At 65.7% G+C, this 23,223-nt stretch carries 23 protein-coding genes; 14 read left to right on the top strand and 9 right to left on the bottom strand.

Annotated elements, in window-relative coordinates; genetic code table 11:
- Positions 1 to 103: 103 nt before the first annotated feature.
- Positions 104 to 739 (bottom strand): OmpW family outer membrane protein, encoded by a 636-nt coding sequence (locus N440_RS15510; RefSeq protein ID WP_133935633.1) that lies wholly within the window; start codon positions 737 to 739, stop codon positions 104 to 106.
- 186 nt (positions 740 to 925) lie between these two features.
- On the opposite strand from N440_RS15510, the gene N440_RS15505 reads away from it, so the two are divergent.
- The 3 genes from N440_RS15505 to lpdA all read left to right on the top strand — a co-directional run bounded on the left by N440_RS15505 (position 926) and on the right by lpdA (position 5,237).
- Entirely contained in the window at positions 926 to 1,495 is a 570-nt protein-coding gene (locus N440_RS15505; RefSeq protein WP_133936042.1) for a DNA-deoxyinosine glycosylase, read from the top strand.
- A 113-nt stretch (positions 1,496 to 1,608) separates the two neighbouring features.
- Positions 1,609 to 3,321 carry a dihydrolipoyllysine-residue acetyltransferase gene (gene aceF / locus N440_RS15500; RefSeq protein ID WP_133935632.1) on the top strand — a complete coding sequence of 571 codons (1,713 nt, stop codon included), beginning with the start codon at positions 1,609 to 1,611 and terminating at the stop codon, positions 3,319 to 3,321.
- A gap of 107 nt (positions 3,322 to 3,428) precedes the next feature.
- The gene (lpdA, locus tag N440_RS15495; protein ID WP_133935631.1) at positions 3,429 to 5,237 is read left to right on the top strand and encodes a dihydrolipoyl dehydrogenase; all 1,809 of its coding nucleotides are present in this window, start codon (positions 3,429 to 3,431) and stop codon (positions 5,235 to 5,237) included.
- A 448-nt stretch (positions 5,238 to 5,685) separates the two neighbouring features.
- Here lpdA and N440_RS15490 read toward each other — a convergent pair whose 3' ends face one another.
- Positions 5,686 to 6,504, bottom strand: a complete 819-nt coding sequence (locus N440_RS15490; protein WP_133935630.1) for a hypothetical protein — start codon at positions 6,502 to 6,504, stop codon at positions 5,686 to 5,688.
- 459 nt (positions 6,505 to 6,963) lie between these two features.
- On the opposite strand from N440_RS15490, the gene N440_RS15485 reads away from it, so the two are divergent.
- From N440_RS15485 to N440_RS15445, 9 genes are all read left to right on the top strand, one after another.
- On the top strand, positions 6,964 to 7,329 hold the full coding sequence (locus tag N440_RS15485; protein ID WP_006471338.1) for a hypothetical protein: 366 nt from the start codon (positions 6,964 to 6,966) through the stop codon (positions 7,327 to 7,329).
- Positions 7,330 to 7,360: 31 nt separating this feature from the next.
- On the top strand, positions 7,361 to 8,161 hold the full coding sequence (atpB, locus tag N440_RS15480; protein ID WP_133935629.1) for a F0F1 ATP synthase subunit A: 801 nt from the start codon (positions 7,361 to 7,363) through the stop codon (positions 8,159 to 8,161).
- Between the two features lie 73 nt (positions 8,162 to 8,234).
- Positions 8,235 to 8,540 carry a F0F1 ATP synthase subunit C gene (gene atpE, locus N440_RS15475; RefSeq protein ID WP_005411133.1) on the top strand — a complete coding sequence of 102 codons (306 nt, stop codon included), beginning with the start codon at positions 8,235 to 8,237 and terminating at the stop codon, positions 8,538 to 8,540.
- Between the two features lie 106 nt (positions 8,541 to 8,646).
- On the top strand, positions 8,647 to 9,117 hold the full coding sequence (locus N440_RS15470) for a F0F1 ATP synthase subunit B (RefSeq protein WP_005419512.1): 471 nt from the start codon (positions 8,647 to 8,649) through the stop codon (positions 9,115 to 9,117).
- 2 nt (positions 9,118 to 9,119) lie between these two features.
- On the top strand, positions 9,120 to 9,647 hold the full coding sequence (locus N440_RS15465) for a F0F1 ATP synthase subunit delta (RefSeq protein ID WP_133935628.1): 528 nt from the start codon (positions 9,120 to 9,122) through the stop codon (positions 9,645 to 9,647).
- Between the two features lie 44 nt (positions 9,648 to 9,691).
- On the top strand, positions 9,692 to 11,239 hold the full coding sequence (gene atpA, locus N440_RS15460; RefSeq protein ID WP_008266965.1) for a F0F1 ATP synthase subunit alpha: 1,548 nt from the start codon (positions 9,692 to 9,694) through the stop codon (positions 11,237 to 11,239).
- Positions 11,240 to 11,336: 97 nt separating this feature from the next.
- A complete protein-coding gene (gene atpG / locus N440_RS15455; protein WP_006471334.1) occupies positions 11,337 to 12,200 on the top strand; it encodes a F0F1 ATP synthase subunit gamma in 864 nt (287 codons plus the stop codon).
- 37 nt (positions 12,201 to 12,237) lie between these two features.
- On the top strand, positions 12,238 to 13,644 hold the full coding sequence (gene atpD / locus N440_RS15450) for a F0F1 ATP synthase subunit beta (RefSeq protein ID WP_006471333.1): 1,407 nt from the start codon (positions 12,238 to 12,240) through the stop codon (positions 13,642 to 13,644).
- A gap of 113 nt (positions 13,645 to 13,757) precedes the next feature.
- Positions 13,758 to 14,180: a F0F1 ATP synthase subunit epsilon gene (locus N440_RS15445; RefSeq protein WP_006471332.1), complete on the top strand. Its 423-nt coding sequence runs from the start codon at positions 13,758 to 13,760 to the stop codon at positions 14,178 to 14,180.
- Between the two features lie 176 nt (positions 14,181 to 14,356).
- Here the strand turns inward: N440_RS15445 and N440_RS15440 are convergent, their stop codons facing one another.
- Positions 14,357 to 14,743 (bottom strand): GtrA family protein, encoded by a 387-nt coding sequence (locus tag N440_RS15440; protein ID WP_133935627.1) that lies wholly within the window; start codon positions 14,741 to 14,743, stop codon positions 14,357 to 14,359.
- Positions 14,744 to 14,826: 83 nt separating this feature from the next.
- Here N440_RS15440 and glmU point away from each other — a divergent pair, with 83 nt between their 5' ends.
- Both glmU and N440_RS15430 read left to right on the top strand, forming a co-directional pair.
- The gene (gene glmU, locus N440_RS15435) at positions 14,827 to 16,194 is read left to right on the top strand and encodes a bifunctional UDP-N-acetylglucosamine diphosphorylase/glucosamine-1-phosphate N-acetyltransferase GlmU (protein ID WP_133935626.1); all 1,368 of its coding nucleotides are present in this window, start codon (positions 14,827 to 14,829) and stop codon (positions 16,192 to 16,194) included.
- Entirely contained in the window at positions 16,163 to 16,696 is a 534-nt protein-coding gene (locus N440_RS15430) for a GNAT family N-acetyltransferase (protein WP_133935625.1), read from the top strand. Before glmU ends, N440_RS15430 begins: the two co-directional genes overlap by 32 nt.
- Before the next feature lie 56 nt (positions 16,697 to 16,752).
- On the opposite strand, the gene N440_RS15425 is transcribed toward N440_RS15430, so the two are convergent.
- The 6 genes from N440_RS15425 to N440_RS15400 all read right to left on the bottom strand — a co-directional run bounded on the left by N440_RS15425 (position 16,753) and on the right by N440_RS15400 (position 23,221).
- On the bottom strand, positions 16,753 to 18,105 hold the full coding sequence (locus tag N440_RS15425) for an ATP-binding protein (protein ID WP_133935624.1): 1,353 nt from the start codon (positions 18,103 to 18,105) through the stop codon (positions 16,753 to 16,755).
- Complete coding sequence (locus tag N440_RS15420; protein WP_133935623.1) at positions 18,102 to 19,448, bottom strand: sigma-54 dependent transcriptional regulator; 1,347 nt, start codon at positions 19,446 to 19,448, stop codon at positions 18,102 to 18,104. Before N440_RS15420 ends, N440_RS15425 begins: the two co-directional genes overlap by 4 nt.
- A 121-nt stretch (positions 19,449 to 19,569) precedes the next feature.
- Entirely contained in the window at positions 19,570 to 19,947 is a 378-nt protein-coding gene (locus tag N440_RS15415; RefSeq protein ID WP_049456533.1) for a PDZ domain-containing protein, read from the bottom strand.
- 1 nt (position 19,948) lies between these two features.
- Positions 19,949 to 21,166: an FtsX-like permease family protein gene (locus tag N440_RS15410; protein WP_133935622.1), complete on the bottom strand. Its 1,218-nt coding sequence runs from the start codon at positions 21,164 to 21,166 to the stop codon at positions 19,949 to 19,951.
- 20 nt (positions 21,167 to 21,186) lie between these two features.
- Positions 21,187 to 22,485 carry an ABC transporter permease gene (locus N440_RS15405; protein ID WP_133935621.1) on the bottom strand — a complete coding sequence of 433 codons (1,299 nt, stop codon included), beginning with the start codon at positions 22,483 to 22,485 and terminating at the stop codon, positions 21,187 to 21,189.
- Between the two features lie 10 nt (positions 22,486 to 22,495).
- A complete protein-coding gene (locus tag N440_RS15400) occupies positions 22,496 to 23,221 on the bottom strand; it encodes an ABC transporter ATP-binding protein (RefSeq protein ID WP_133935620.1) in 726 nt (241 codons plus the stop codon).
- Positions 23,222 to 23,223 lie beyond the last annotated feature (2 nt).

Raw genomic sequence — 23,223 nt, 5'->3', positions numbered from 1 at the left:
AAGGCAGTCGAGCAAGCTCGACTCTACAGACCGCAGGTGACGGAAACGACGACGGACCCCGCAGGGCCCGTCGCGTTGCATCAATGAAGCGGTGCTGCCTGGATCAGAAGCGGGCGCCGATGCCGAAGCCGACGGTCCACGGATCCATCTTGGCTTCGCCGATCTTCTCGCCGCCGACCTTGATGTCCGGGCGGGCGCGCATGTAGCGGGCGTCGGCACGGGCGAACCAGGTGGAGTTGATGTTCATGTCGACGCCGACGGTGCCGATCACGCCCTTGGCATCCTTGAAGCGGATGTCGGTGTCAGCGCCGTTGCCCAGCTTCTCGTTGCTGAAGCTCGACTGGTAATAACCGACGCCCACGAACGGGCGGAACACGTTGTCAGCCTGGCCGAAGTGGTACTGGCCGCTCAGCGCGATCGGCTGCTGCTCGACCGAGCCCAGGCGGGCATTGTTCGGGCCCTTGAACTTGTTCTCGAACTTGTCGGCAGCGCCCCACAGCTCAACGGCCCAGTTGTCGTTGATGTAGTAGCTGAAGCTGACGGTCGGCGCCGGGCCGCCATCGGTCTTCTTCACGCCGGTGATCGGGTCGTTCTTCGGTTCCAGCAGCGAGATGCCGCCAACAACGGCAAAATGCTTGCCCGAAGCGGTATCGGTGCTGCTGCTGTCCTGGGCGAAAGCGGCCGGCGCGAACGCGGCGGAGGTCAGCAGGGCGAGACTCAGGATACGGATGGAGCGCATGGGGGTATCTCCTAATGTTTCTTGTTTTGGGCCCCCGGTTGCGGGGCGAGCACACCGTAGTCGCCTCAACATGAATCGAATCCGACGCGCGTTAAAAATTAGTTTTCCTTGTTCAGCGACTAGTGCGAAAAGCCTGTTTTCATGGGGTTTTCTGCCACTGCTGGCATTCACCAAGTTGGAGAAGATGTGAGCGCGGCAACGTTGTGCATCGGCCTGCAAGCGCAGGTGAACGCGGATTGCAGAGTGTTGCTGCTGGGGTCGATGCCGGGTGTGGCGTCGCTGCAGGAGCAGTGCTACTACGCGCATCCGCGCAATCGCTTCTGGCCGCTTTTGGCGGAAATCTGCGGGTTCGACGCGGCATTGCCGTATCCGCAGCGGCTGCTGGCATTGCAGGCGGCGGGCATCGGCCTGTGGGATGTGATCGGCCAGTGCGAGCGGCGCGGCAGCCTGGACGCGGACATCGTGCGCGGCACGGAAGTGCCCAATGCGCTGCCGTCACTGATCGCCTCGCTTCCTGAGCTGGAGCTGATCGCCTGCAATGGCGCGGCGTCGATGCAGGCGTTCCAGCGCTGGGTGCTGCCCCGGCTGGAGGCGCCGCCGAGGCTGCTGGCGCTGCCCTCCACCAGCCCGGCCAATGCGGCGTGGTCGCTGCCGCGCCTGCGCCTGGCCTGGCAGCCGGTGGCCGACGTGCTGGCGACATCAAGCGGACATCGTCGGGACAATACGCTACCGACTGGTCAAGGCCGCAGCCCATGAGCAACAGCGTGTCCCGGCTGCGTGCGTACTGAAAACACCTGTAACGGTTGGCGCTGGACCCCGCTGGCCGCACAATAGACGTTTCCCTACACCAGATTGCCGGAGTTATCCCCATGGCCGAAATCAAGGAAGCACTTGTCCCCGATATCGGTGACTACAGCGATATCCCGGTAATCGAGGTGCTTGTCGCCGTCGGCGACACGGTCAAGAAGGACCAGGGCCTGGTGACGCTGGAAAGCGACAAGGCGACCATGGAAGTGCCGTCCTCGGTGGCGGGTGTGGTCAAGGAACTCAAGGTCAAGGTCGGCGACAACCTGTCCGAAGGCAAGGTCGTGGCGCTGATCGAAGTGGCCGAAGGCGAAGCTGCCAAGCCGGCCGCCGCCGCACCGGCACCGGCCAAGGCCGCTGCCCCGGCACCTGCCACCCAGAGCGCGCCGGCCCCGGCCGCTGCTGCGCCGGCCGCCCCGGCCGCCAGCGGCGGTGCCGTTGAAGCGCTGGTGCCGGACATCGGCGATTACACCGATATTCCGGTCATCGAAGTGCTGGTTGCCGTCGGCGATACGGTCAAGAAGGACCAGGGCCTGGTCACGCTGGAAAGCGACAAGGCCACCATGGAAGTGCCGTCGTCGGTCGCTGGCGTGGTCAAGGAGCTGAAGGTCAAGGTCGGCGACAACCTGTCGCAGGGTGCCGTGGTCGCCATCATCGAGGCCGAGGGCGCTGCTGCGCCGGCTCCGAGCAAGGCGGCCGCTGCCGCTGCCCCGGCCGCCGCCGAAACCGCCACCAAGGTCGAGCCGGTCGCCGTTCCGGCCCAGCCGGACAAGCTGGCCGCCCGCGAGATCGCCTCGGCCGGTACCCCGTCCAGCCCGCCGGTGCAGTTCAATGCCGATGGCGTGCTGCCGGCCAAGGTGCCGTACGCCACCCCGGCGGTGCGCGTGTTCGCCCGCGAACTGGGCGTGGACCTGCTGCAGATCAACGGCACCGAAAAGGGCGGCCGCATCACCAAGGGTGACGTGCAGAAGTTCGTCAAGGCCGCGCTCAGCGGCGGCGTGCCGGCCGCTGCCGGTGCTGCCGTTGCCGCCGGCGGTGGCCTGAACCTGCTGCCGTGGCCGAAGGTCGACTTCAGCAAGTTCGGCGAGACCGAAGTGCAGCCGCTGTCGCGCATCAAGAAGATCTCCGGCGCGAACCTGGCCCGCAACTGGGCGATGATCCCGCACGTCACCCAGTTCGAGCAGGCCGACATCACCGACCTGGAAGGCCTGCGCGTGGCGCTGAACAAGGAAAACGAGAAGGCCGGCATCAAGCTGACCATGCTCGCCTTCCTGATCAAGGCCAGTGCCGCGGCGCTGAAGAAGTTCCCGGAATTCAACGCCTCGCTCGATGCCAGCGGTGAAAACCTGACCTTGAAGAAGTACCTCCACATCGGTTTCGCCGCCGACACGCCGAACGGCCTGGTCGTGCCGGTCATCCGCGACGTGGACAAGAAGGGCGTGGTGCAGATCGCGCAGGAAACCGGCGAACTGGCCAAGAAGGCGCGCGACGGCAAGCTGGGCCCGGCCGACATGAGCGGCGGCTGCTTCTCGATCAGCTCGCTGGGCGGCATCGGCGGCACCGCGTTCACCCCGATCGTCAATGCACCGGAAGTGGCCATCCTCGGCGTCTCCAAGTCCTCGATCCAGCCGGTCTGGAATGGCAAGGAATTCGCGCCGAAGCTGATGCTGCCGCTGTCGCTGAGCTACGACCACCGCGTCATCGATGGCGCCCTGGCCGCACGCTTCACCACCTACCTGTCGCAGGTACTGGCCGACATGCGCCGCGTGCTGCTGTAAGGCACCGCTTCGCCCCCACCGTGTGGCCGCTGCCCCCTGGCGCGGCCGCGTGAACAGATGCAGTGACAGCCCGCCGGCCATGCCGGCCGGGCACGAGGAAAACCACCATGGCCACGATTGAAGTCAAGGTTCCCGACATCGGCGATTACAGCGATGTGCCGGTGATCGAAGTGTTGGTCGCCGTCGGCGACACGGTGAAGAAGGATCAGGGTCTGGTGACCCTGGAATCGGACAAGGCCACCCTGGAAGTGCCGTCCTCGGCCGCCGGTGTGGTCAAGGAACTGAAGGTCAAGCTGGGCGACAGCCTGTCCGAAGGCGCCGTGGTCGTGGTGCTGGAAACCGAGGGCGCCGCCGAAGCCCCGGCCAAGGCCGCGGCACCGGCTCCTGCCGCAGCCGCGCCGGCCAGCAAGCCGCCGGTGACCCCGTCGCACCGCGCCCCGGCCGAGCCGGCTGCGCCGAAGCCGGCGCTGTCCAGCGGCAAGCCGGCCGATATCGAATGCGAAATGGTCGTGCTGGGCTCGGGCCCGGGCGGCTACACCGCCGCCTTCCGTGCCGCCGATGTCGGCCTGGATACCGTGCTGGTCGAGCGCTACGCCAGCCTCGGCGGCGTCTGCCTCAACGTCGGCTGCATTCCGTCCAAGGCACTGCTGCACGCCGCAGCGGTCATCGACGAAGTGGCCCATGCCGGTGATTTCGGCGTCGAGTTCGGCAAGCCGACCATCACCCTGGACAAGCTGCGCCAGTACAAGGAAAAGGTCGTCAACCAGCTGACCAAGGGCCTGGCCGGCATGGCCAAGCAGCGCAAGGTCCGCAGCGTGCAGGGCGTCGGTAAGTTTGTTTCGGCCAACGAGCTGGAAATCACTGCCGCTGACGGCAGCGCCCAGCTGCTGCGCTTCCAGAAGTGCATCATCGCCGCCGGTTCGCAGGCGGTGAAGCTGCCGAACTTCCCGTGGGACGACACGCGCGTGATGGATTCCACCGACGCGCTGGAGCTGGCCGAAGTGCCGGGCTCGCTGCTGGTCGTCGGCGGCGGCATCATCGGCCTGGAAATGGCCACCGTGTATGGCGCGCTGGGCAGCAAGGTCACTGTGGTCGAGTTCATGGACCAGCTGATGCCGGGCGCCGACAAGGACCTGGTCAAGCCGCTGGCCGACCGCCTGAAGAAGCAGGGCATCGAAGTGCACCTGAAGACCAAGGCCTCGGGCGTCACCGCCGATGCCAAGGGCATCACCGTCACCTTCGAAGCCGCCGAGGAAGGCCAGTCGCCGGCTCTGGCGCAGGGCACCTTCGACCGCGTGCTGGTGGCCGTGGGCCGCTCGCCGAACGGCAAGAAGATCGATGCCGAGAAGGCGGGCGTGCAGGTCACCGAGCGTGGCTTCATTCCGGTGGACCGCCAGATGCGCACCAACGTGCCGCACATCTTTGCCATCGGCGACATCGTCGGCAACCCGATGCTGGCCCACAAGGCCACGCACGAGGGCAAGCTGGCCGCCGAAGTGGCCGCTGGCCACAAGAAGGAATGGGTCGCCCGCGTGATTCCGTCGGTGGCCTACACCAACCCGGAAATCGCCTGGGTCGGCGTCACCGAGACCGAAGCCAAGGCCAAGGGTCTGAAGGTCGGCGTGGCCAAGTTCCCGTGGGCGGCCAGCGGTCGCGCGATCGGCATCGGTCGCACCGAAGGCTTCACCAAGCTGATCTTCGACGAAGAGACCCACCGCATCATCGGTGGTGCCATCGTCGGCGTGCATGCCGGTGACCTGCTGGCCGAGATCGGCCTGGCCATCGAGATGGGTGCCGAAGCCGAAGACATCGGCCACACCATCCACGCCCACCCGACGCTGAGCGAATCGGTGGCGATGGCCTCGGAAATCTACGACGGCACGATCACCGATCTGTACATGCCGAAGAAGAAGTAAGGCGCCCGCGCCGTTGCGAACGAAAAGCCCTGGCTTCTGCCGGGGCTTTTTTTCTTCGATCAGGGCTGCGGTAAACGGTGGGGCCGCTGCGCGGGTGGCGGGCATTTCGACAAATGTCCCCCGTCGCCCGCCTATGGCGGTCGCCTCCTCCTTTACTTTGTCGAAACGCCCGCCACCCGCGCAGCGGCTCGGCTTACGGACAGTCGAGAGCAGCTGCCTGCGGCCGCCTGGATGACTGATACGCGGAGGGAGCGGGGGCTGTGTGCGAAGTAAAGGAGGAGGCGTCGGCCGCAGGCCGGCGCCGGGGGACATTCGCACGCAGCCCCCGCTCCCTCCAGCGCTCGACCAACCCGCTTCTGCTGTCCCGTCAGGAGTCCACAAAAAAAGCGCGGCCCCGATAATCCGGAGGCCGCGCCAGGAGAGAGAGTGCCGTGGAAGGGGCGGGGGATCAGAACACGAAGCTGACGCCTGCCACCGGGCCCTTGAATTCCTGCTTCAGGCCGACGGTACCGTCGCTGCCCTTCTTGTCCACGTCCAGCTTGAACCAGTCGTAGCCGGCGAACACGCCGAAGTTCTTGGTGAAGCGGTAATCGACGATGGCATTGGCGCGGCTCAGGTCGCCCTTGTAGTCATCGAAGCTGCCCCAGCGCGTGTTCAGGTACTGACCCTGCAGCGTGATCATCCAGCGCTCGGAGGGCGTGAAGGTCATGCGCGCACCCACCACCGGCGCGATGCCGTCGGCCTTCTCGTCGAGGAACTGGCCTTCGTACACGGTACCCAGGTCGGCATAACCCTTGGTGCTGACCTTGGCGTACTCGCCACCGATCTGCAGGCCGAGGTCGAAGGTGTCGGTATCGACGACCGAGTAGTCATAGACCAGGCTGGCCACCTGGTACTTCAGCTCACCCTTCACGAAGCTGCCGGCCGGCACATTCTCACCGCCGAAGGAAATGCCCTGGTCCAGCGTCTCGCGGCGATCCTTGTCGTACTTGAAGTAGTTGAACAGCAGGCGCTGGCGATTGCTGATGCGGAACATGCCGTCGATGCGCGGCTCCCATTCCTTGCCACCCAGCTTGAAGTCCTGGTTCAGGGCGATGTCCTGGCCAGCCACATTGGTCTTGCCGCGGATCGTATTGTCCGAATCGATGTTCATCGCACCCAGGCGGATGGCGAAACGGTCGTCGCCTTCAGCGGCATGGGCGGCATTGGCGAACGAGGCGCCGGCGGCGAGCAGGGAGAGGGCAAGCAGGGTGGGAACGGAGCGCATCGAAGAGTCCTTGCAGTGGTTCATCAGAATGAAATCCACTGTGCCGGACATCGACGTCCACCATCCGTGAACGTATGGTCCACGCGATGTGCACGGTTCAGCGCTGTCGCGACGATGCAAAAAGATGGCCCCGGAGCCGGGCTTCGGGGCCATCGTGGGACCTGCGGGGCGAAGCGTCGACGAGGTTGCTGCAGGCAGGTCGAATGATCGGACCGGTGCCCGAGGCAAAAGTTCCGCGCCTGCGACCAAAGTTCAATATTGCAGCGCAGCATGACACGGACGTCATTGTCCCCCGGGTGGTACGCAAAAATGTAACCGTTACCGCAACTTGCGGCTTGCCGGGATGAACAGGCAGCGGTTGTCTCGCAAATTGTCCCATTGCTATAATTTGGCGGCTCGATGAGGCCCCCTCTGCTGTAGCCGCCTCAGCCCTCCACTTGCAACCACGCGGGACGTCCTGTGCTGAACTCCGTTGATGCGGGTCGGCGACTGATGCTGCGCGCCGCGGTCTACCCGCTGGCCGCGGTCGCTGTCCTGGCCTTGGCCTTCCTGCTGGTGGGTCCGAAGTATGCCCTCGGCGCGCTGGCGTCCGGTGTGGCCATTTCGGCCGGTGGCTGGGTGGCAGCGCGGATGGCACTGAGCGGGGGAGCCGTGGCCGCAGGATCGGCGATGGCTCGCCTGATCATTGCGATCGTGGCCAAGTGGGTGGTGGTTTTCGGCGTCCTGCTGGTGGGGTTCCTGGTCTTCAAGCTGCCTGCATTGGCGCTGTTGGCCGGTATCGCCGTCGGCTTGATGTTCCAGGTCCTGGCCATGGCCAGGCGTTGACAGAATTCAATTAACTGAAGGTTCCGGACACATGGCGGGCGAGGCTCTAACCCCTACCAGCTACATCCAGCATCACCTGCAAAACCTGACCGCGCCGGTCGGCAAGGGTGAGGGTATGTTCTGGCATATCCACGTCGATACCTTCCTCACCGCGGTCCTGATGGGCCTGGTGATCGTGGTCGCCTTCTGGCTGGGCACCCGCAAGGCCACCGCCGGCGTGCCGGGCAAGTGGCAGGCCTTCGTCGAGATCTGCCTGGAGTTCGTCGACCGCCAGGCCAAGGACACCTACCACGGCAAGAGCAAGCTGGTCACGCCGATCGCCATCACGATCTTCTTCTGGATCCTGATGATGAACCTGATCAAGATGATCCCGGCCGACTTCATCGCCAAGCCGCTGGAATGGGCGGGCATCCACTACTGGAAGCCGGTGCCGACCGCCGACGTCAATGCCACCCTGGGCATGGCTATCAGCGTGTTCTTCCTGATGCTGTTCTTCGCACTGAAGTCGAAGGGCCTGCTGGGCTTCATCAAGGAATTCCTGACGGCGCCGTTCGGCAAGTGGATGATGCCGTTCAACCTGATCCTCAACATCGTCGAGTGGCTGAGCAAGCCGATCTCGCTGGCGATGCGACTGTTCGGCAACATGTTCGGCGGCGAAATCGTGTTCCTGCTGATCTGGGTGCTGGGTGGTGCCGGTTTCTTCGGTGCCATTGCCGGTGGTGCGTTCGGCCTTGGCTGGATGCTGTTCCACCTGCTGGTGATCCCGCTGCAGGCCTTCATCTTCATGATGCTGTCGATCGTGTACCTGAGCCTGTCGGAAGACGCTCACTGAGTTTCAAGCTTCAACGCGTTTCAACCTTCATCCGTTTCATCACCCTTAGCAACTTAAGTTCCTGGAGATAACCATGTACTTCGCCGTCCTGACCAACTTCGCGCAGATTCAGAGCTCCACCGCCCTTGCCGTCGGCATCATGATCGGCCTGGCCGCGCTGGGCGCCGGTCTGGGTCTGGCCATCATGGCTGGTAAGTTCCTGGAGTCGGCCGCCCGCCAGCCGGAACTGATCCCGGTCCTGCAGGTCCGCATGTTCATCACCGCCGGCCTGATCGACGCCGCGTTCATCATCTCGGTCGCCGTCGGCCTGCTGCTGGCCTTCGCCAACCCGCTGTCGGCTGCCTTCGCTGGCGCCGTCACCAAGGCTCTGGCCGGCTGATACAGCGGTTTGAGACGACCGGGTGCTGATGCACCCGGTTTCGGATGAAGGCCGGATGCGCCGCTACGGCGGCGCGTCCACCCCGAAACCAGCGATCGAGCTAACCATGAATATCAATTTCACCCTTCTTGCGCAGGCGCTCGCCTTCGCTGGTCTGATCTGGATCATCGCGACCAAGATCTGGCCGCCGCTGATGAACGCGATCGAAGAGCGCCAGCAGAAGATTGCTGAAGGCCTCGCTGCTGCCGACCGCAGCCAGAAAGATCTGGCCCAGGCGCAGGAGAAGGTCAACGAAGCGCTGAAAGAAGCACGCACCAAGGCCAACGAGATCATCGACCAGGCCCACGCGCGCGCCAACCAGATCGTTGATGCTGCCCGTAACGAAGCGATCACCGAAGCCACCCGTCAGAAGGAACTGGCCCAGGCTGAAATCGACGCCGCCGCCAACCGTGCCCGTGAAGATCTGCGCAAGCAGGTGTCCGCGCTGGCCGTGACCGGTGCTGAAAAGCTGCTCAAGCGCGAAATCGACGCCAACGCCCACAAGGCGCTGCTCGACGAGCTGGCCTCGGAGATCTAAGGATGAGCCAGGCCCTCACGCTTGCCCGCCCGTACGCCCGCGCCGCGTTCGCGACCGCGCGCGACGAAGGCGCGTTCGCGCCGTGGTCGGACGCCCTGGCGTTCTCCGCCCACGTCGCCGCCGACCCGCGCGTGGCGGCCCTGCTCGCCAACCCGGAGCTGGGCCGTGACGACGCCGTCGCCCTGCTGGCGCCGGTGACCCACGGCGAGACCTACTCGCGCTTCCTGGCCATCCTGGCCGACTCGCATCGTCTGCCGCTGCTGCCGGAAATCTCCGGCATGTTCGATGCCCTGCGCGCCGAAGCCGAGCACGTGGTCAAGGCCACCGTGACCTCGGCGGCCGAGCTGTCGGCCGTTGAGCTGGATGCGATCAAGGTCGCGCTGCGCAAGCGCTTCAACCGCGAGGTCGACGTGACCACCGCGGTCGATGCCTCGCTGATCGGCGGCGCCGTGATCGACGCCGGCGACGTGGTCATCGATGGTTCGCTGAAGGGCAAGCTGGCCCGTCTGCAGACCGCGCTCGCTAACTGAATTCATTTAACGTCCGGCCCCGCTGCCGGCACTAGGACTTGACGATGGCAACCACGCTCAACCCCTCCGAAATCAGCGAACTGATCAAGAACCGCATCGAGAAGGTCAAGCTGGCCGCGGAATCGCGCAACGAAGGCACCGTGACCAGCGTGTCCGACGGCATCGTGCGCATCTTCGGTCTGGCCGACGTGATGCAGGGCGAAATGATCGAACTGCCGAACAACACCTTCGCCCTGGCCCTGAACCTGGAGCGCGACTCGGTCGGCGCCGTGGTCCTGGGTGACTACGAGCACCTGCGCGAAGGCGACGTCGCCAAGACCACCGGCCGCATCCTGGAAGTGCCGGTCGGTCCGGAACTGCTGGGCCGCGTCGTCAACGCGCTGGGCGAGCCGATCGACGGCAAGGGCCCGCTGGGCACCGACCTGACCGCTCCGGTGGAGCGCGTTGCTCCGGGCGTGATCTGGCGCAAGTCGGTCGACCAGCCGGTGCAGACCGGTTACAAGTCGGTCGACGCCATGATCCCGATCGGCCGTGGCCAGCGCGAGCTGATCATCGGCGACCGCCAGACCGGCAAGACCGCCATGGCCATCGATGCGGTGATCAACCAGAAGGGCACCGGCATCAAGTGCGTGTACGTTGCGATCGGCCAGAAGGCTTCGACCATCGCCAACATCGTGCGCAAGCTGGAAGAGAACGGCGCGCTGGCCCACACCATCGTGGTGGCCGCGACCGCTTCCGAATCGGCTGCCATGCAGTACATCAGCGCCTACTCGGGCTGCACCATGGGTGAGTACTTCATGGACCGCGGCGAAGACGCGCTGATCGTGTACGACGATCTGTCCAAGCAGGCCGTGGCCTACCGCCAGATCTCGCTGCTGCTGAAGCGCCCGCCGGGCCGTGAAGCCTACCCGGGTGACGTGTTCTACCTGCACTCCCGTCTGCTCGAGCGCGCTGCCCGCGTGTCCGAGGAATACGTCGAGAAGTTCACCGAAGGCAAGGTCACCGGCAAGACCGGTTCGCTGACCGCGCTGCCGATCATCGAAACCCAGGCCGGCGACGTGTCCGCCTTCGTTCCGACCAACGTGATCTCGATCACCGACGGCCAGATCTTCCTGGAAACCGACCTGTTCAACGCCGGCATCCGCCCGGCCGTGAACGCCGGTATCTCGGTGTCGCGCGTCGGTGGCTCGGCCCAGACCAAGATCATCAAGAAGCTGTCGGGCGGCATCCGTATCTCGCTGGCCCAGTACCGTGAGCTGGCTGCGTTCGCGCAGTTCGCCTCGGACCTGGACGAAGCGACCCGCAAGCAGCTGGAGCGTGGCCAGCGCGTCACCGAGCTGATGAAGCAGAAGCAGTACGCGCCGATGTCGATCGCCAACCAGGCGCTGTCGATCTACGCCGTCAACGAGGGTTACCTCGACGACGTGCCGGTCAACAAGCTGCTGGCGTTCGAAGAAGGCCTGCACGCCCACTTCGCCAACACCCAGGGCGAGCTCGTCAGCAAGGTCAACGCCACCGGCGGTTGGGACAACGACATCGAAGGTGCCTTCAAGAAGGGCATCGCCGAGTTCAAGACCACCGGCAGCTGGTAATCGCGGTCCTGTAGAGCGGAGCCACCGGCTCCGCTGGACCAGATGACAAACGGTTGAACAACGCGGGGCATCAGCCCCGCGCCACGGGAAACAAGAGATGGCAAGCGGACGCGAAATCAAAACCAAGATCAAGAGCGTGCAGAACACCCGCAAGGTGACGCGCGCCCTGGAAATGGTCTCGGCCTCCAAGATCCGCAAGGCGCAGGATCGGATGAAGACCTCGCGTCCGTACGCGCAGGCGATGAAGCAGGTGATCGGCCACCTGGCCCAGGCCAGCACCGACTACCAGCATCCGTTCCTGGTCGAGCGCGAGCAGGTCAAGCGGGTCGGGTTCATCGTGATCTCCTCCGATCGCGGCCTGGCCGGCGGCCTGAACAACAACCTGTTCCGCAAGATGCTGGGCGAAGCCAAGGCATGGCAGGACAAGGGTGCCGAAGTGGACCTGGTGACCATTGGCCAGAAGGCATCGACCTTCTTCCGCCGCGTGAAGGTCAACATGGTCGGCAGCGTGACCCACATCGGCGACGTGCCGAAGCTGGAATCGCTGATCGGTGTGATCAAGGTCATGCTCGACGCCTTCACCGAAGGCAAGGTCGACCGCGTGTACCTGGTCTACAACCGCTTCGTGAACACCATGACGCAGAAGGCCAGCTTCGATCAGCTGCTGCCGCTGCCGCCGGCTGAGAAGCAGGTCGCTCACCACGACTGGGATTACCTGTACGAACCCGATGCCGCGACCGTGCTGGAGCACGTGATGACGCGTTACATCGAGTCGCTGGTGTACCAGGCACTGCTGGAAAACGTCGCCTCCGAGCATGCCGCACGCATGGTTGCGATGAAGGCGGCGAGCGACAACGCCAACAAGCTGATCGGCACCCTGCAGCTCGTCTACAACAAGGCGCGCCAGGCAGCGATCACCCAGGAAATCTCCGAAATCGTCGGCGGCGCGGCAGCAGTCTGACCGCGTTCGTTCAAAGCACACATTAGAGGATGCAGCAATGAGTCAGGGCAAGATCGTTCAGATCATCGGCGCGGTCGTCGACGTCGAATTCCCGCGTGAGTCGGTGCCGAAGGTGTACGACGCACTGAAGGTCGACAACACCGAAATCACCCTTGAAGTCCAGCAGCAGCTGGGCGACGGCGTGGTGCGCACCATCGCCCTCGGTTCCACCGATGGCCTGAAGCGCAACCTGATCGCCACCAACACCAACCGCGGCATCTCCGTGCCGGTCGGTGCTGGCACCCTGGGCCGCATCATGGACGTTCTCGGCCGTCCGATCGACGAAGCCGGCCCGGTGGCCGCCAGCGACAGCTGGGAAATCCACCGTGCGGCCCCGTCGTACGAAGACCAGTCCCCGGCCACCGAACTGCTGGAAACCGGCATCAAGGTCATCGACCTGATGTGCCCGTTCGCCAAGGGCGGCAAGGTCGGCCTGTTCGGCGGCGCCGGCGTCGGCAAGACCGTCAACATGATGGAACTGATCAACAACATCGCCAAGGCGCACAGCGGTCTGTCCGTGTTCGCCGGCGTGGGTGAGCGTACCCGTGAGGGCAACGACTTCTACCACGAAATGAAGGACTCCAACGTCCTCGACAAGGTGGCGATGGTGTACGGCCAGATGAACGAGCCGCCGGGCAACCGCCTGCGCGTCGCCCTGACCGGCCTGACCATGGCCGAGTACTTCCGCGACGAGAAGGACGAAAACGGCAAGGGCAAGGACGTCCTGCTGTTCGTCGACAACATCTACCGCTACACCCTGGCCGGTACCGAAGTGTCGGCACTGCTGGGCCGTATGCCGTCGGCCGTGGGTTACCAGCCGACCCTGGCCGAGGAAATGGGCGTCCTGCAGGAACGCATCACCTCGACCAAGAACGGTTCGATCACCTCGATCCAGGCCGTCTACGTTCCCGCGGACGACCTGACCGACCCGTCGCCGGCGACCACCTTCGCCCACCTGGACTCGACCGTGACCCTGTCGCGTTCGATCGCCTCGCTGGGTATCTACCCGGCCGTCGATCCGCTGGACTCCACCAGCCGCCAGATGGACCCGCTGGTCATCGGCCACGAGCACTACGACACCGCCCAGCGCGTCCAGCAGACCCTGCAGAAGTACAAGGAACTGAAGGACATCATCGCGATCCTGGGCATGGACGAGCTGTCCGAAGAGGACAAGCAGGCCGTGTCGCGCGCCCGTAAGATCGAGCGCTTCTTCAGCCAGCCGTTCCACGTGGCCGAAGTGTTCACCGGTTCGCCGGGCAAGTACGTGCCGCTGAAGGACACCATCCGTGGCTTCAAGGCCATCGTCGATGGCGAGTACGACCACCTGCCGGAGCAGGCGTTCTACATGGTCGGCGGCATCGAAGAAGCGGTCGAGAAGGCCAAGAAGATGGCCGAGAAGGCCTGATCCGGGACGGGCGGGAGCGATCCTGCCCGACCTGACGCCGGTGCCGGGCAACCGCCCGCACCGGTGGACTCCCACGGTGGCATTGCGCCGCCGCGAACAGCGAAGAGATTTGCATGAGCACGATCCGTTGCGACATCGTCAGCGCCGAGCAGGAAATCTTCCGTGGCGAAGCGACCCTGGTCGTGGCCACCGGTGAGCTGGGCGAACTGGGCATCGCGCCCAAGCACGCGCCGCTGATCACCCGCCTGAAGCCGGGCAAGGTGGTGGTGACCACGCCGAACGGCGAGCAGCTGGATTTCGCCATTTCCGGCGGCATCCTGGAAGTGCAGCCGCAGGTGGTGACCGTGCTGGCCGACACCGCGATCCGCGCGCAGGACATCGACGAAGCCTCGGTCCGCAAGGCCAAGGAAGAAGCCGAGCGCATCCTGGCCAACCGTGGTGAAGCCATGGAAATTGCCGAAGCCCAGCAGAAGCTGGCCGAGGCCGTGGTGCAGCTGCAGGCGCTGGAACGCCTGCGCAAGACCCTCAAGCACTGAGGTTCGCGCTGCACCCACGAGAACGCCGGCCCTGCGCCGGCGTTTTTGTTGATGCCAACCGCACTGGGTAGAGTCGACCGTTGGTCGACTATCGCGCGCAGCGCGGGTTTTTCGCGGCCTGATGGAAAAGCAGTCGACTGACAGTCGACTCTACAGATCCCGATCCCCACCTCGTATCAGCGATACACGACCTGTCGCAGCAACAGGAACGAGACCACGGCCAGGCCGCCTTCCACCAGCGGCTTGGCCAGCCAGGCGTACTGCAGGCCCAGCGCATGATCCGCGGCAGATACCAGCAGCGTGCTGGCCGTGGTGAGCAGCAGCCACAGTGGCAGGAAGCGCGCGAAGCGGCGCCAGCCCAGCCGTTGCTGGCCATCGGCCGTGGCGAAGGTGATCCGCCCGTTCAACCAGAAGCCCAGCAGCATGCCGGCCAGGCGCCCGGCCAGGTTGCCCGGTACCACGGGCAGGCCGGCCGCCGTGGCCAGCACGAACACCGCCCAGTCGAGCAGCAGCTGCAGTGCGCCGATGATGAGGTAGGCGCTTCCCTGGCGGAGCAGGTTCATGGCTGGGGTGAAGACGGGCAGGCCCCCATGTTAGCGGCCCACGCACTAGAATCATCGGCAACGAACCATAGATTGCCGTTGCCATGACCCAACCCCTGCACGTCATCATCCTCGCCGCCGGCGCAGGCAAGCGCATGAAATCGGTGCTGCCGAAAGTACTGCAGCCGATCGCCGGCGAGCCGATGCTGGCACATGTGATCGCCGCGGCACGCGAACTGCAGCCTGTCGCCATCCACGTGGTCTACGGCCACGGCGGTGAAGCGGTGCGGCAGCACTTTGCGGACCAGCCTGACCTGCTGTGGGCCGAGCAGGCCCAGCAGCTGGGCACGGGTCATGCGGTGGCGCAGGCGATGCCGCAGGTTCCCGACGCGGTGCAGGTGCTGGTGCTGTACGGCGACGTGCCGCTGATCCGCGCGCAGACCCTGCGTGACCTGCTGGCGCAGCCGGGTCGCCTGGCGGTGCTGGTCGCCGAGGTCGATGACCCCACCGGCTACGGCCGCGTGCTGCGCGATGCCGAGGGCAAGGTCGGCTCGATCGTCGAGCAGAAGGACGCCACTGACGATCAACTGCGTGTACGCACGATCAATACCGGCATCATTGCGGCCGAGTCGACCGCACTGCGCCGCTGGCTGTCGCAGCTTTCCAACAGCAACGCACAGGGCGAGTACTACCTGACGGATGTCTTCGCCTTCGCTGCACACGAGTACACACCGGCCGAGATGGCGCTGGTGGCCGACGCGCAGGAGGCCGAGGGCGCGAACGATCCCTGGCAGCTGTCGCAGCTGGAGCGCGCCTGGCAGCGGCGCGCCGTGCGGGCCCTGTGCGCGCAGGGGGCGCGCGTGCGTGATCCGGCACGTCTGGACATCCGCGGCACGGTCACCGTGGGCAGTGACGTGCTGATCGATGTCGATGTGGTCCTGGAGGGCAACATCGTGCTCGGCGACGGCGTCACCGTCGGTCCGTTCAACCGCCTGAAGGACGTCAATCTCGGGCCGGGCACGGAGGTGCGCGCGCACTGCGATCTGGAAGGCGTGGTCACCGAGGGCGCTGCGCTGGTCGGCCCGTTCGCGCGCCTGCGTCCGGGTACCGTGCTGGCCGATGGCGTGCACGTCGGCAACTTCGTCGAAACCAAGAAGGTCACCCTCGGCGTCGGCAGCAAGGCCAACCATTTGACCTACCTGGGCGACGCGGTCATCGGCAGCAAGGTGAACATCGGTGCCGGCACCATCACCTGCAACTACGACGGCGTGAACAAGTCGACCACCACCATCGGCGACAACGCCTTCATCGGTTCCAACAGCTCGCTGGTGGCGCCGGTGACCATCGGTGAGGGCGCGACCATCGCTGCCGGTTCGGTCATCACCCGCAACGCGCCGGACGGCAAGCTGACCCTGGCACGCGCACGGCAGGAAACCATCGATGGCTGGAAACGCCCTGTCAAGAAATCCTGAGCCCCGTATTCCGCATGCCGACGAGCTCAGGGTGCTGCCGGGCATCGAGCAGCGCGCTGGCGAACGGCTGAAGGGCCACGAAGCCTATCCGGTATTTGCCGCTCACGGCCTGGATCTGCCGACACTGCAGGACGGCCTTGAGCGCCGGCAGCTGTGGGTCGTGGATGCGGCTGACGGTGGCATCGCCGGCTATCTGCTGGGCGGCGAGCTGTGTGGCGAGTTCCATGTCCTGCAGATGGATGTGGACCCCGCGCATGCGCGTCGAGGCCATGGCCGTGCATTGCTGCGGCATGCCTTGGCGCAGGCCAGGGCCGCCGGCTTTGCTGCAGCGGTGCTGACCACCTTGAGCGATGTGCCGTGGAATGCAGCCTTCTATGCCAGCGAAGGGTTCGACATCGTGCCTGAGGCGGAGTGGAGCGACGGCCTGCGCGCCGTCATGGCCGAAGAGGCTGCGCTCGGGTTTCCGATGCACGTGCGGGTGGCGATGCGACGGGTTGGGTAGCTGCCGAGCTTGGTCGGCACATCCACGCATGGCGTGGATCTACCCCATCGGCCGGCTCAACCCGCCGGCAGCAGGATCGACACGCACAACCCGCCATCGCCGCGATTCTGCAGCGACACCCGCCCGCCGTGCGCCTCCACGATCTCGCGGGTCAGCGCCAACCCCAATCCAGTGCCGTTGCGCTTGGTCGAATAGAACGGCATCAGCGCGTTCTGCAGTACCTGCTCGTTCATGCCCTTGCCGCGGTCCAGCACGTCCAGGCGCAGCCATTGCGGCAGCCGTGTCAGCTGCACCTGCACGTCATCGTTGGGTGGATCAGCTTCCGCGCAGGCTTCGTGCGCGTTCTTCAGCAGGTTCAACAGCGCCTGCCCGAACTGCGCGATATCGATGCGGCTGCTCAGCGTTTCGTCCGGCTCGCGCTCCATGGTGAACGGAATCTGCTGGCGCAGGCTGGACAGGAACGGCGCCCAGTGCACGGTCTGCAGTTGTGGCTGGGGCAGCTTGGCAAAGCGCGCATAGCCACGGATGAAGCCCTCCAGGTGGCGCGCACGGTCTTCGATGGTGGTGAAGATTTCCGGCAGCCGGTCGAAGCGTTCGCGCTGCACCAGCACGCCGCCGGAATGGGCCAGCGAAGCGATCGGCGCCAGCGAGTTGTTGAGTTCGTGGCTGATCACCCGGATCACCTTTTTCCAGGTCTGCACTTCCTGGCGGCGCAGTTCGGCGGTCAGCAGGCGTACCAGCAGCAGGTCGTGCGGGCGGCCGTTGAGCTGGAACGCGCGGCGTGAGAGGTGGTAGACCTGCTCGTCGTCCTCGTCGCCGTCCTCGCCTTCGGCATGCACCGCGAACAGGCTGTCACCGCCGCGAGCAATCGCATCGCGCAGCTCCACCGGCACCTGTTCCAGCACGTCTTCCAGGCGCTGGCCTTCCAGCTTCCAGCCGCCGTGCAGCAGCTTGCGCGCGGCCAGGTTGGAGAACACCACGCGGGCGATGCCATCGCCGCCGGACGCGATCAGCAGCATCGCCACCGGCGTGTTCTGCACCATGGTGTCGAGCAGCAGTTCGCGCTGTACCAGCCCTTGCCGCTGCGCACGCAGCACATCGCCCAGCTCCCGGTGCGCCTGCACCAGGTCGCCCAGCTCATCATTGCCCGGCCAGTGCACGCCGAAGTTGAATTCACCATCGCGGTAGCTGCTGGTGGTGCCGGAGAGGGCGCGCATCAGCGAGCGTACCGGCGCGGTCGCACGGCGCAGGGTCCACCACATCAGCGACAGCAGGACCAGCGTCGATACCGTGGTGATCACCCAGCCGTGATCCATCCAGTACGCCAGCAGCCACGGCAACGCGGCAGCCAGCGCCAGCACCGGCAGCAGGCGCAGGAACAGGCGGAAGGTGAACGAGCGCCGCTTCATTCGCGCGGAATGCCGTGGCGGTCCATGCGCCGGTACAGCGCCTGGCGGCTGAGCCCGAGCTCGGCCGCGGCCTGCGCGATCACGCCATGGTTGCGTGCCAGCACATCCTCGATGCGCGCGCGATCAGGATCATTGCCGGCACCCGGTGCCGGGCGCGGTGCCGCCGCGGTGCGCGGCAGGTTGAGGTCAGCCACTTCGATGCGGCTGCCGGTGGCCAGCAGCTGGGCGCGCTGGATCACATTGCGCAGTTCGCGCACATTGCCGGGCCACGGATGCCGCTGCAGCGCCGTGGCCGCGGCGCTGGACAGTGGCTTGTCGGTGGCCAGGAAGCGCTCGGCCAAGGGCACGATGTCGCCCGGGCGTTCGGCCAGTGGCGGCAGCACCAGTTCCACCGTGTTGAGGCGGTAATAGAGATCTTCGCGGAAGGTGCCGTCGCGGATCATGGCCGGCAGGTCGGCGTTGGTCGCACTGACCACGCGCACCTTGACCTGGCGCTCGCGGTTGGAGCCCAGGCGCTCGAAGCGGCCGGTTTCCAGCACGCGCAGCAGCTTCATCTGCCCGCCCAGCGACAGGTTGCCGATCTCATCGAGGAACAGGGTGCCACCGTCGGCCGCTTCGAACTTGCCCTCGCGTGCTTTGTTGGCACCGGTGTAGGCACCGGCTTCGGCGCCGAACAGTTCCGCTTCGATCAGTTCCGATGGCAACGCACCGCAGTTGACGGTGATGAACGGGCCCTTGGCCACCAGTGAATTGGCCTGGATGATCTGTGCGATCTTCTCCTTGCCGGCCCCGTTGGGGCCGGTGATCAGCACCGGCAGTTCCGAGCGCGCGACCTGGCAGGCCAGGGCGATGACACGCTCGCTGGCCGGGTCGGCGAACACGGCGCCGCACAATTCGTACTTCGCTTCCAGGGCGTTGCGCTGGCGCAGTTCACGGCTGCGACGCCGATCCAGTTCGCGACGCGCCTCGGACAATTCCAGCAGGTTGTTGACCGTGGTCAGCAGCTTGCGGTCGTCCCACGGCTTGGCCAGGTAGTCGGCGGCACCGGCCTTGACCAGGTCCACCGCGCTGCTCAGGTGGGTCCAGGCGGTGAGCAGGATCACCGGCAGATCAGGGTGGCGCGCACGGATCTGCGCGAACAGAGCCTCGCCCTCCTCGCCGGACGTGGTGTCCTCGCTGAAGTTCATGTCCTGGATCACCAGGTCGACCGGCTGCGACTCGAGCAGTGCCAGGCCCTCGGACGGGCTCTGCGCCTGCAGGGTGTCGATGTCGTGCAGGGAGAACAGCACGTCCAGCGCGGTACCCACGCTGGCGTTGTCGTCGATGATCAGGATCGAAGGCATCAAGCGGTTCTGCAGAAAGGGATGGGCGGCGCCGTTGGAGCCGTTCGTGTCCACGCGCCGGGAGAGCCCGGCGCCGCCCATCAAGCATAGCCAAACCTGTGGCCGCAGGTGCGGTCCGGGCTTACCGCGGCGGAGGGGGCGGCGGCGGCGGCGGAGCAACCAGTGCCAGACGCCAGGCGGCCGCATTCACTGGCACGGTCAGTTCACGTCTGTCGCGGCGCAGCAACAGGTAGGCGGTGGGAGCCGTGGAGTGGCGCAGGGCTTCGGTCAGATGCTCGATCCTGCGCACGGCGCTGTCGTCCACGCGCAGGATGCGGTCGCCACTGCGCACGCCGAAGCGGGCTTCGGGGGCAGCGGCTTCCACCCGCACCTGGCCTTCGGTCGAGCGCAGCGCCAGCCGTGCATCCTGCTGGCGCCACTCCAGCGTCTGCGCGCTGCTGCTGCCGGCCAGGGCCGGCAGGGATGGAAGCAGCATCAGCAGCAGCCAGCAGGCGCGCATCTCACGCGCCCCGCGTGGCGACCGCCGGCGGTACCGCTGCGGCACGCCGGGCCGGTCCGAACACCGCGATCTGGCCCAGCACCCACAGCAGCAGCGCACCCAGCGGCAGGTAGTACAGCGGCATGCGCGGCAGCTCGTACAGGTTCATCAGTGCCAGGTTGATGGCGTAGGCCGCCAGCATGCCCAGCACGATGCCCAGTGTGGCCAGCAGGAAGTTCTCGGTCTGGAAGTAGCGCAGGATCTGCCCGCGGGTAGCGCCGAGTGCGCGGCGGATGCCGATCTGCTTGCTGCGCTGCTGCACCCAGAAGCTGGCCAGGCCGATGATGCCCAGCGCGGTGACCACCAGCAGCGAGATGCTGACGGTGATCAGCAGGCCGACCATCGCGCGGTCGTTCTTGAAGAAGTCCTTGCGCTGGTCCTCATAGGTCAGCTTGTCGCGCATCAGCCGGTTGGGATCGTTGCGCTCCAGTGCGGCGGCACCGGCGTCGAGCACTTCCTGGCGGCGTTCCGGCGTAGTCCGCAGCACGTACGTGCCACCCTTGTCGAAGGTGGAGCGGATCGGCAGCAGCATCGAGTTGGTCCAGTTGTCGCTCCAGCCATTGGGCGTGCTGAGGGTGTCGACGATACCGATCACATGCAGCGACTGCTTGCCCATGTAGTAGGTCTTGCCCAGTGCGCTGCCGTTGGGCTCCATCTTGGCGGCAGTGGCCTGGGTGAGGATGATCGGGATGGCCTTTTCCTTGGCGCCGCCCTTGCTGACGTCTTCGAAGTTCTGGTACTCGTCGGGCAGGAAATCGCGGCCTGCGATCAGGTTGATGCCCATCGTGGCCAGCCCGTTCTCGGACAGCGTGTACATCGAGGCGTTGGTGGTCGGCCGTTCCTGGTCGATCACGCGCGAGATGCTGCTGCTGGAGGAGCCGTTGCGGAAGGGGACCTGGTTGATGATGGTGACGTTGCTGACGCCGGGGATGGCGCGCAGCGATGCCAGGTCTTCGCGGGTGCGTGCCAGGGCGTCGGTCTGCTTACCGATGCCACTGACGCGCAGCATCACCAGTTCGTTTTCAGCGATGCCGCTGGGCATGCTGATCTTCTCCACGCGCTGGCTGACCAGGAACAGCGCATTGCAGACGATGGCGCAGGTCAGCGCGACTTCCAGCACGATCAGGGCAGCGGCGGTCTTGTGCCGGCGCAGCGTGCTGAGGATGGGGCGGATGTCCATGGGAGTCCTCGTTCGGATGCTTACTGCGACTTGAGCTGGATGGCCGGGGTGACCTGCATCGCGCGCCAGGCGGGCAGGAAGCCGGCGGCGAGGCTGGCGAACAGGGTCAGGCCCAGTGCGAGCAGCAGCATGTTGCCGTCCAGGTGGGCGAGCTTGGCGTACTCCACCGGCTGCTGGCGCACCGCGAACAGGCCGAGCAGGGCCAGGCCGATGCCCAGCACGCCACCGACCACGCCGACTGCGCCGGCTTCCACCAGGCACTGCAGGAAGATCTGGCCGCGGCTGGCACCGAGGGCACGGCGCACGCCGATCTCACCGCTGCGGCGCAGGAACTTGGCCAGCAGCAGGCCCACCGTGTTGACCAGGCAGACGCCGAGGAAGCCCAGTGCCAGCCACAGCTGCAGGCGCACGTCGCTGGGCACCGCTCCGTTGAAGTCCAGCCATTCCATCACGGTGCGCAGGCGCACGTTCGGCGGATGCTTGAAGCGGCCGGCCTCGCGCTGCTGGGTCGAATAGTTCTCCAGGTAGCGGCGGTAGTCGCCGGCCTTGGCCGGGTCGATCTCCACCCAGTACTGCAGCCAGGCGCACGGCGCATTGAGCGAGTAGCTGTTGCCGTCGGGATTTTCGCCGAAGCAGTTCATGTTGCCGTTGTTGCCGAGCTTCAGGTCGAACGAGGTGGAGATCGGCAGCAGCAGGTCTTCGTTCTTGCCGTAGCTGCCGGTGGTCAGGTCATAGAAGTGCGGCTCCGGGCTCCATTCCTTCATCACGCCGACGATGCGGTAGCTCTGGCCTTCCATGCGCAGGTCGCGGCCCACGCTGTTGGCGCCCTGGTACAGCTTGTCGTTGAGCGCCTTGGAGATGACCACCACGCGTGCGCGGCCTTCATCGTCCTCCCGCGTCCACGGCCGGCCGTACTGCATGGGCACCTCGAACATCGGGAAGAAGTCGGCCGAGGTCCAGCGGGTGTCGATGCTGAAGGGCTTGAGGGTGCTGTTGTCCGGCTCGATGGTGCCGCCGCCGCCGCTCATCAGCGCCTGGCGCTCACCCTTGGCTTCGCGCAGCAGCGCTTCACCGTCGAAGCGGGTCAACTGGGTTTCCGGCTCTTCGCCGGCGACATAGGCGCCGGTCGCGGCATCAAGCTGCACGTAGAACAGCCGGTCGCTCTTGCTGGGAATCGGGTCGCCGGACAGTACGTGGAAGACGGTCAGCGTGGTCATCGAGGCGCCGATGCCGAGTGCGATGGCAACCACCATCAGCGCGGTCAGGACCTTGTTGCGGCGGAAGCTGCGCGCCGCCAGTCGGGCGTAGTAGGCGAACATGGTCGGGCCCTCAATCGTTGACGGCGACGATGTGGCGCACCGGCGTGGCCAGCACCGGCTCACGCACCAGGTCGGTCACCTGGCCATCGACGATGTGCACGTTGCGCTGCGCGCGCGCGGCCAGTTCCGGATCGTGGGTGACCATCACGATGGTGGTGCCGGCCGCATTGATCTCTTCCAGCAACTCCATCACGCCGCGGGCCATCTGCGTATCCAGGTTGCCGGTCGGTTCGTCGGCCAGCAGCAGGCGTGGGCTGCCGGCCAGGGCGCGCGCGATCGCCGCACGTTGCTGCTGGCCGCCGGACAGTTCATTCGGGTAGTGCTTCATGCGCGAGCCGAGGCCGACCTGGCTCAGTGCCTTCTCGATGCGCTCGCGGCGTTCGTTGGCACTCATCTTCCGATAGCGCAGCGGTACGTCGACGTTGTCGAACAGGTTGAGGTCCGGGATCAGGTTGAAGCCCTGGAAGATGAAGCCGATCTTCTGGTTGCGCAGGCGGCTGCGGGCATCGTCACCCAGCGTGCTCACGTCCTGCCCGTCCAGCATGTAGGTGCCGCTGGTGAAGGTTTCCAGCAGGCCGGCGATGTTGAGGAAGGTGGTCTTGCCGGAGCCGGACGGACCGGTGACGGCGACGAACTCGCGTTCCTTGACCTGCAGTTCCAGCGAGCGCAGTGCGTGGGTTTCCACCTGTTCGGTGCGGAAGACCTTGGCGACCGAACGCATTTCGAGCATGTACATGG

The organism is Stenotrophomonas sp. CC22-02, assembly GCF_004365115.1.
GTDB classification, from domain to species: Bacteria; Pseudomonadota; Gammaproteobacteria; order Xanthomonadales; family Xanthomonadaceae; genus Stenotrophomonas; species Stenotrophomonas forensis.
This window is presented reverse-complemented; position numbering and strand designations above follow the sequence as displayed.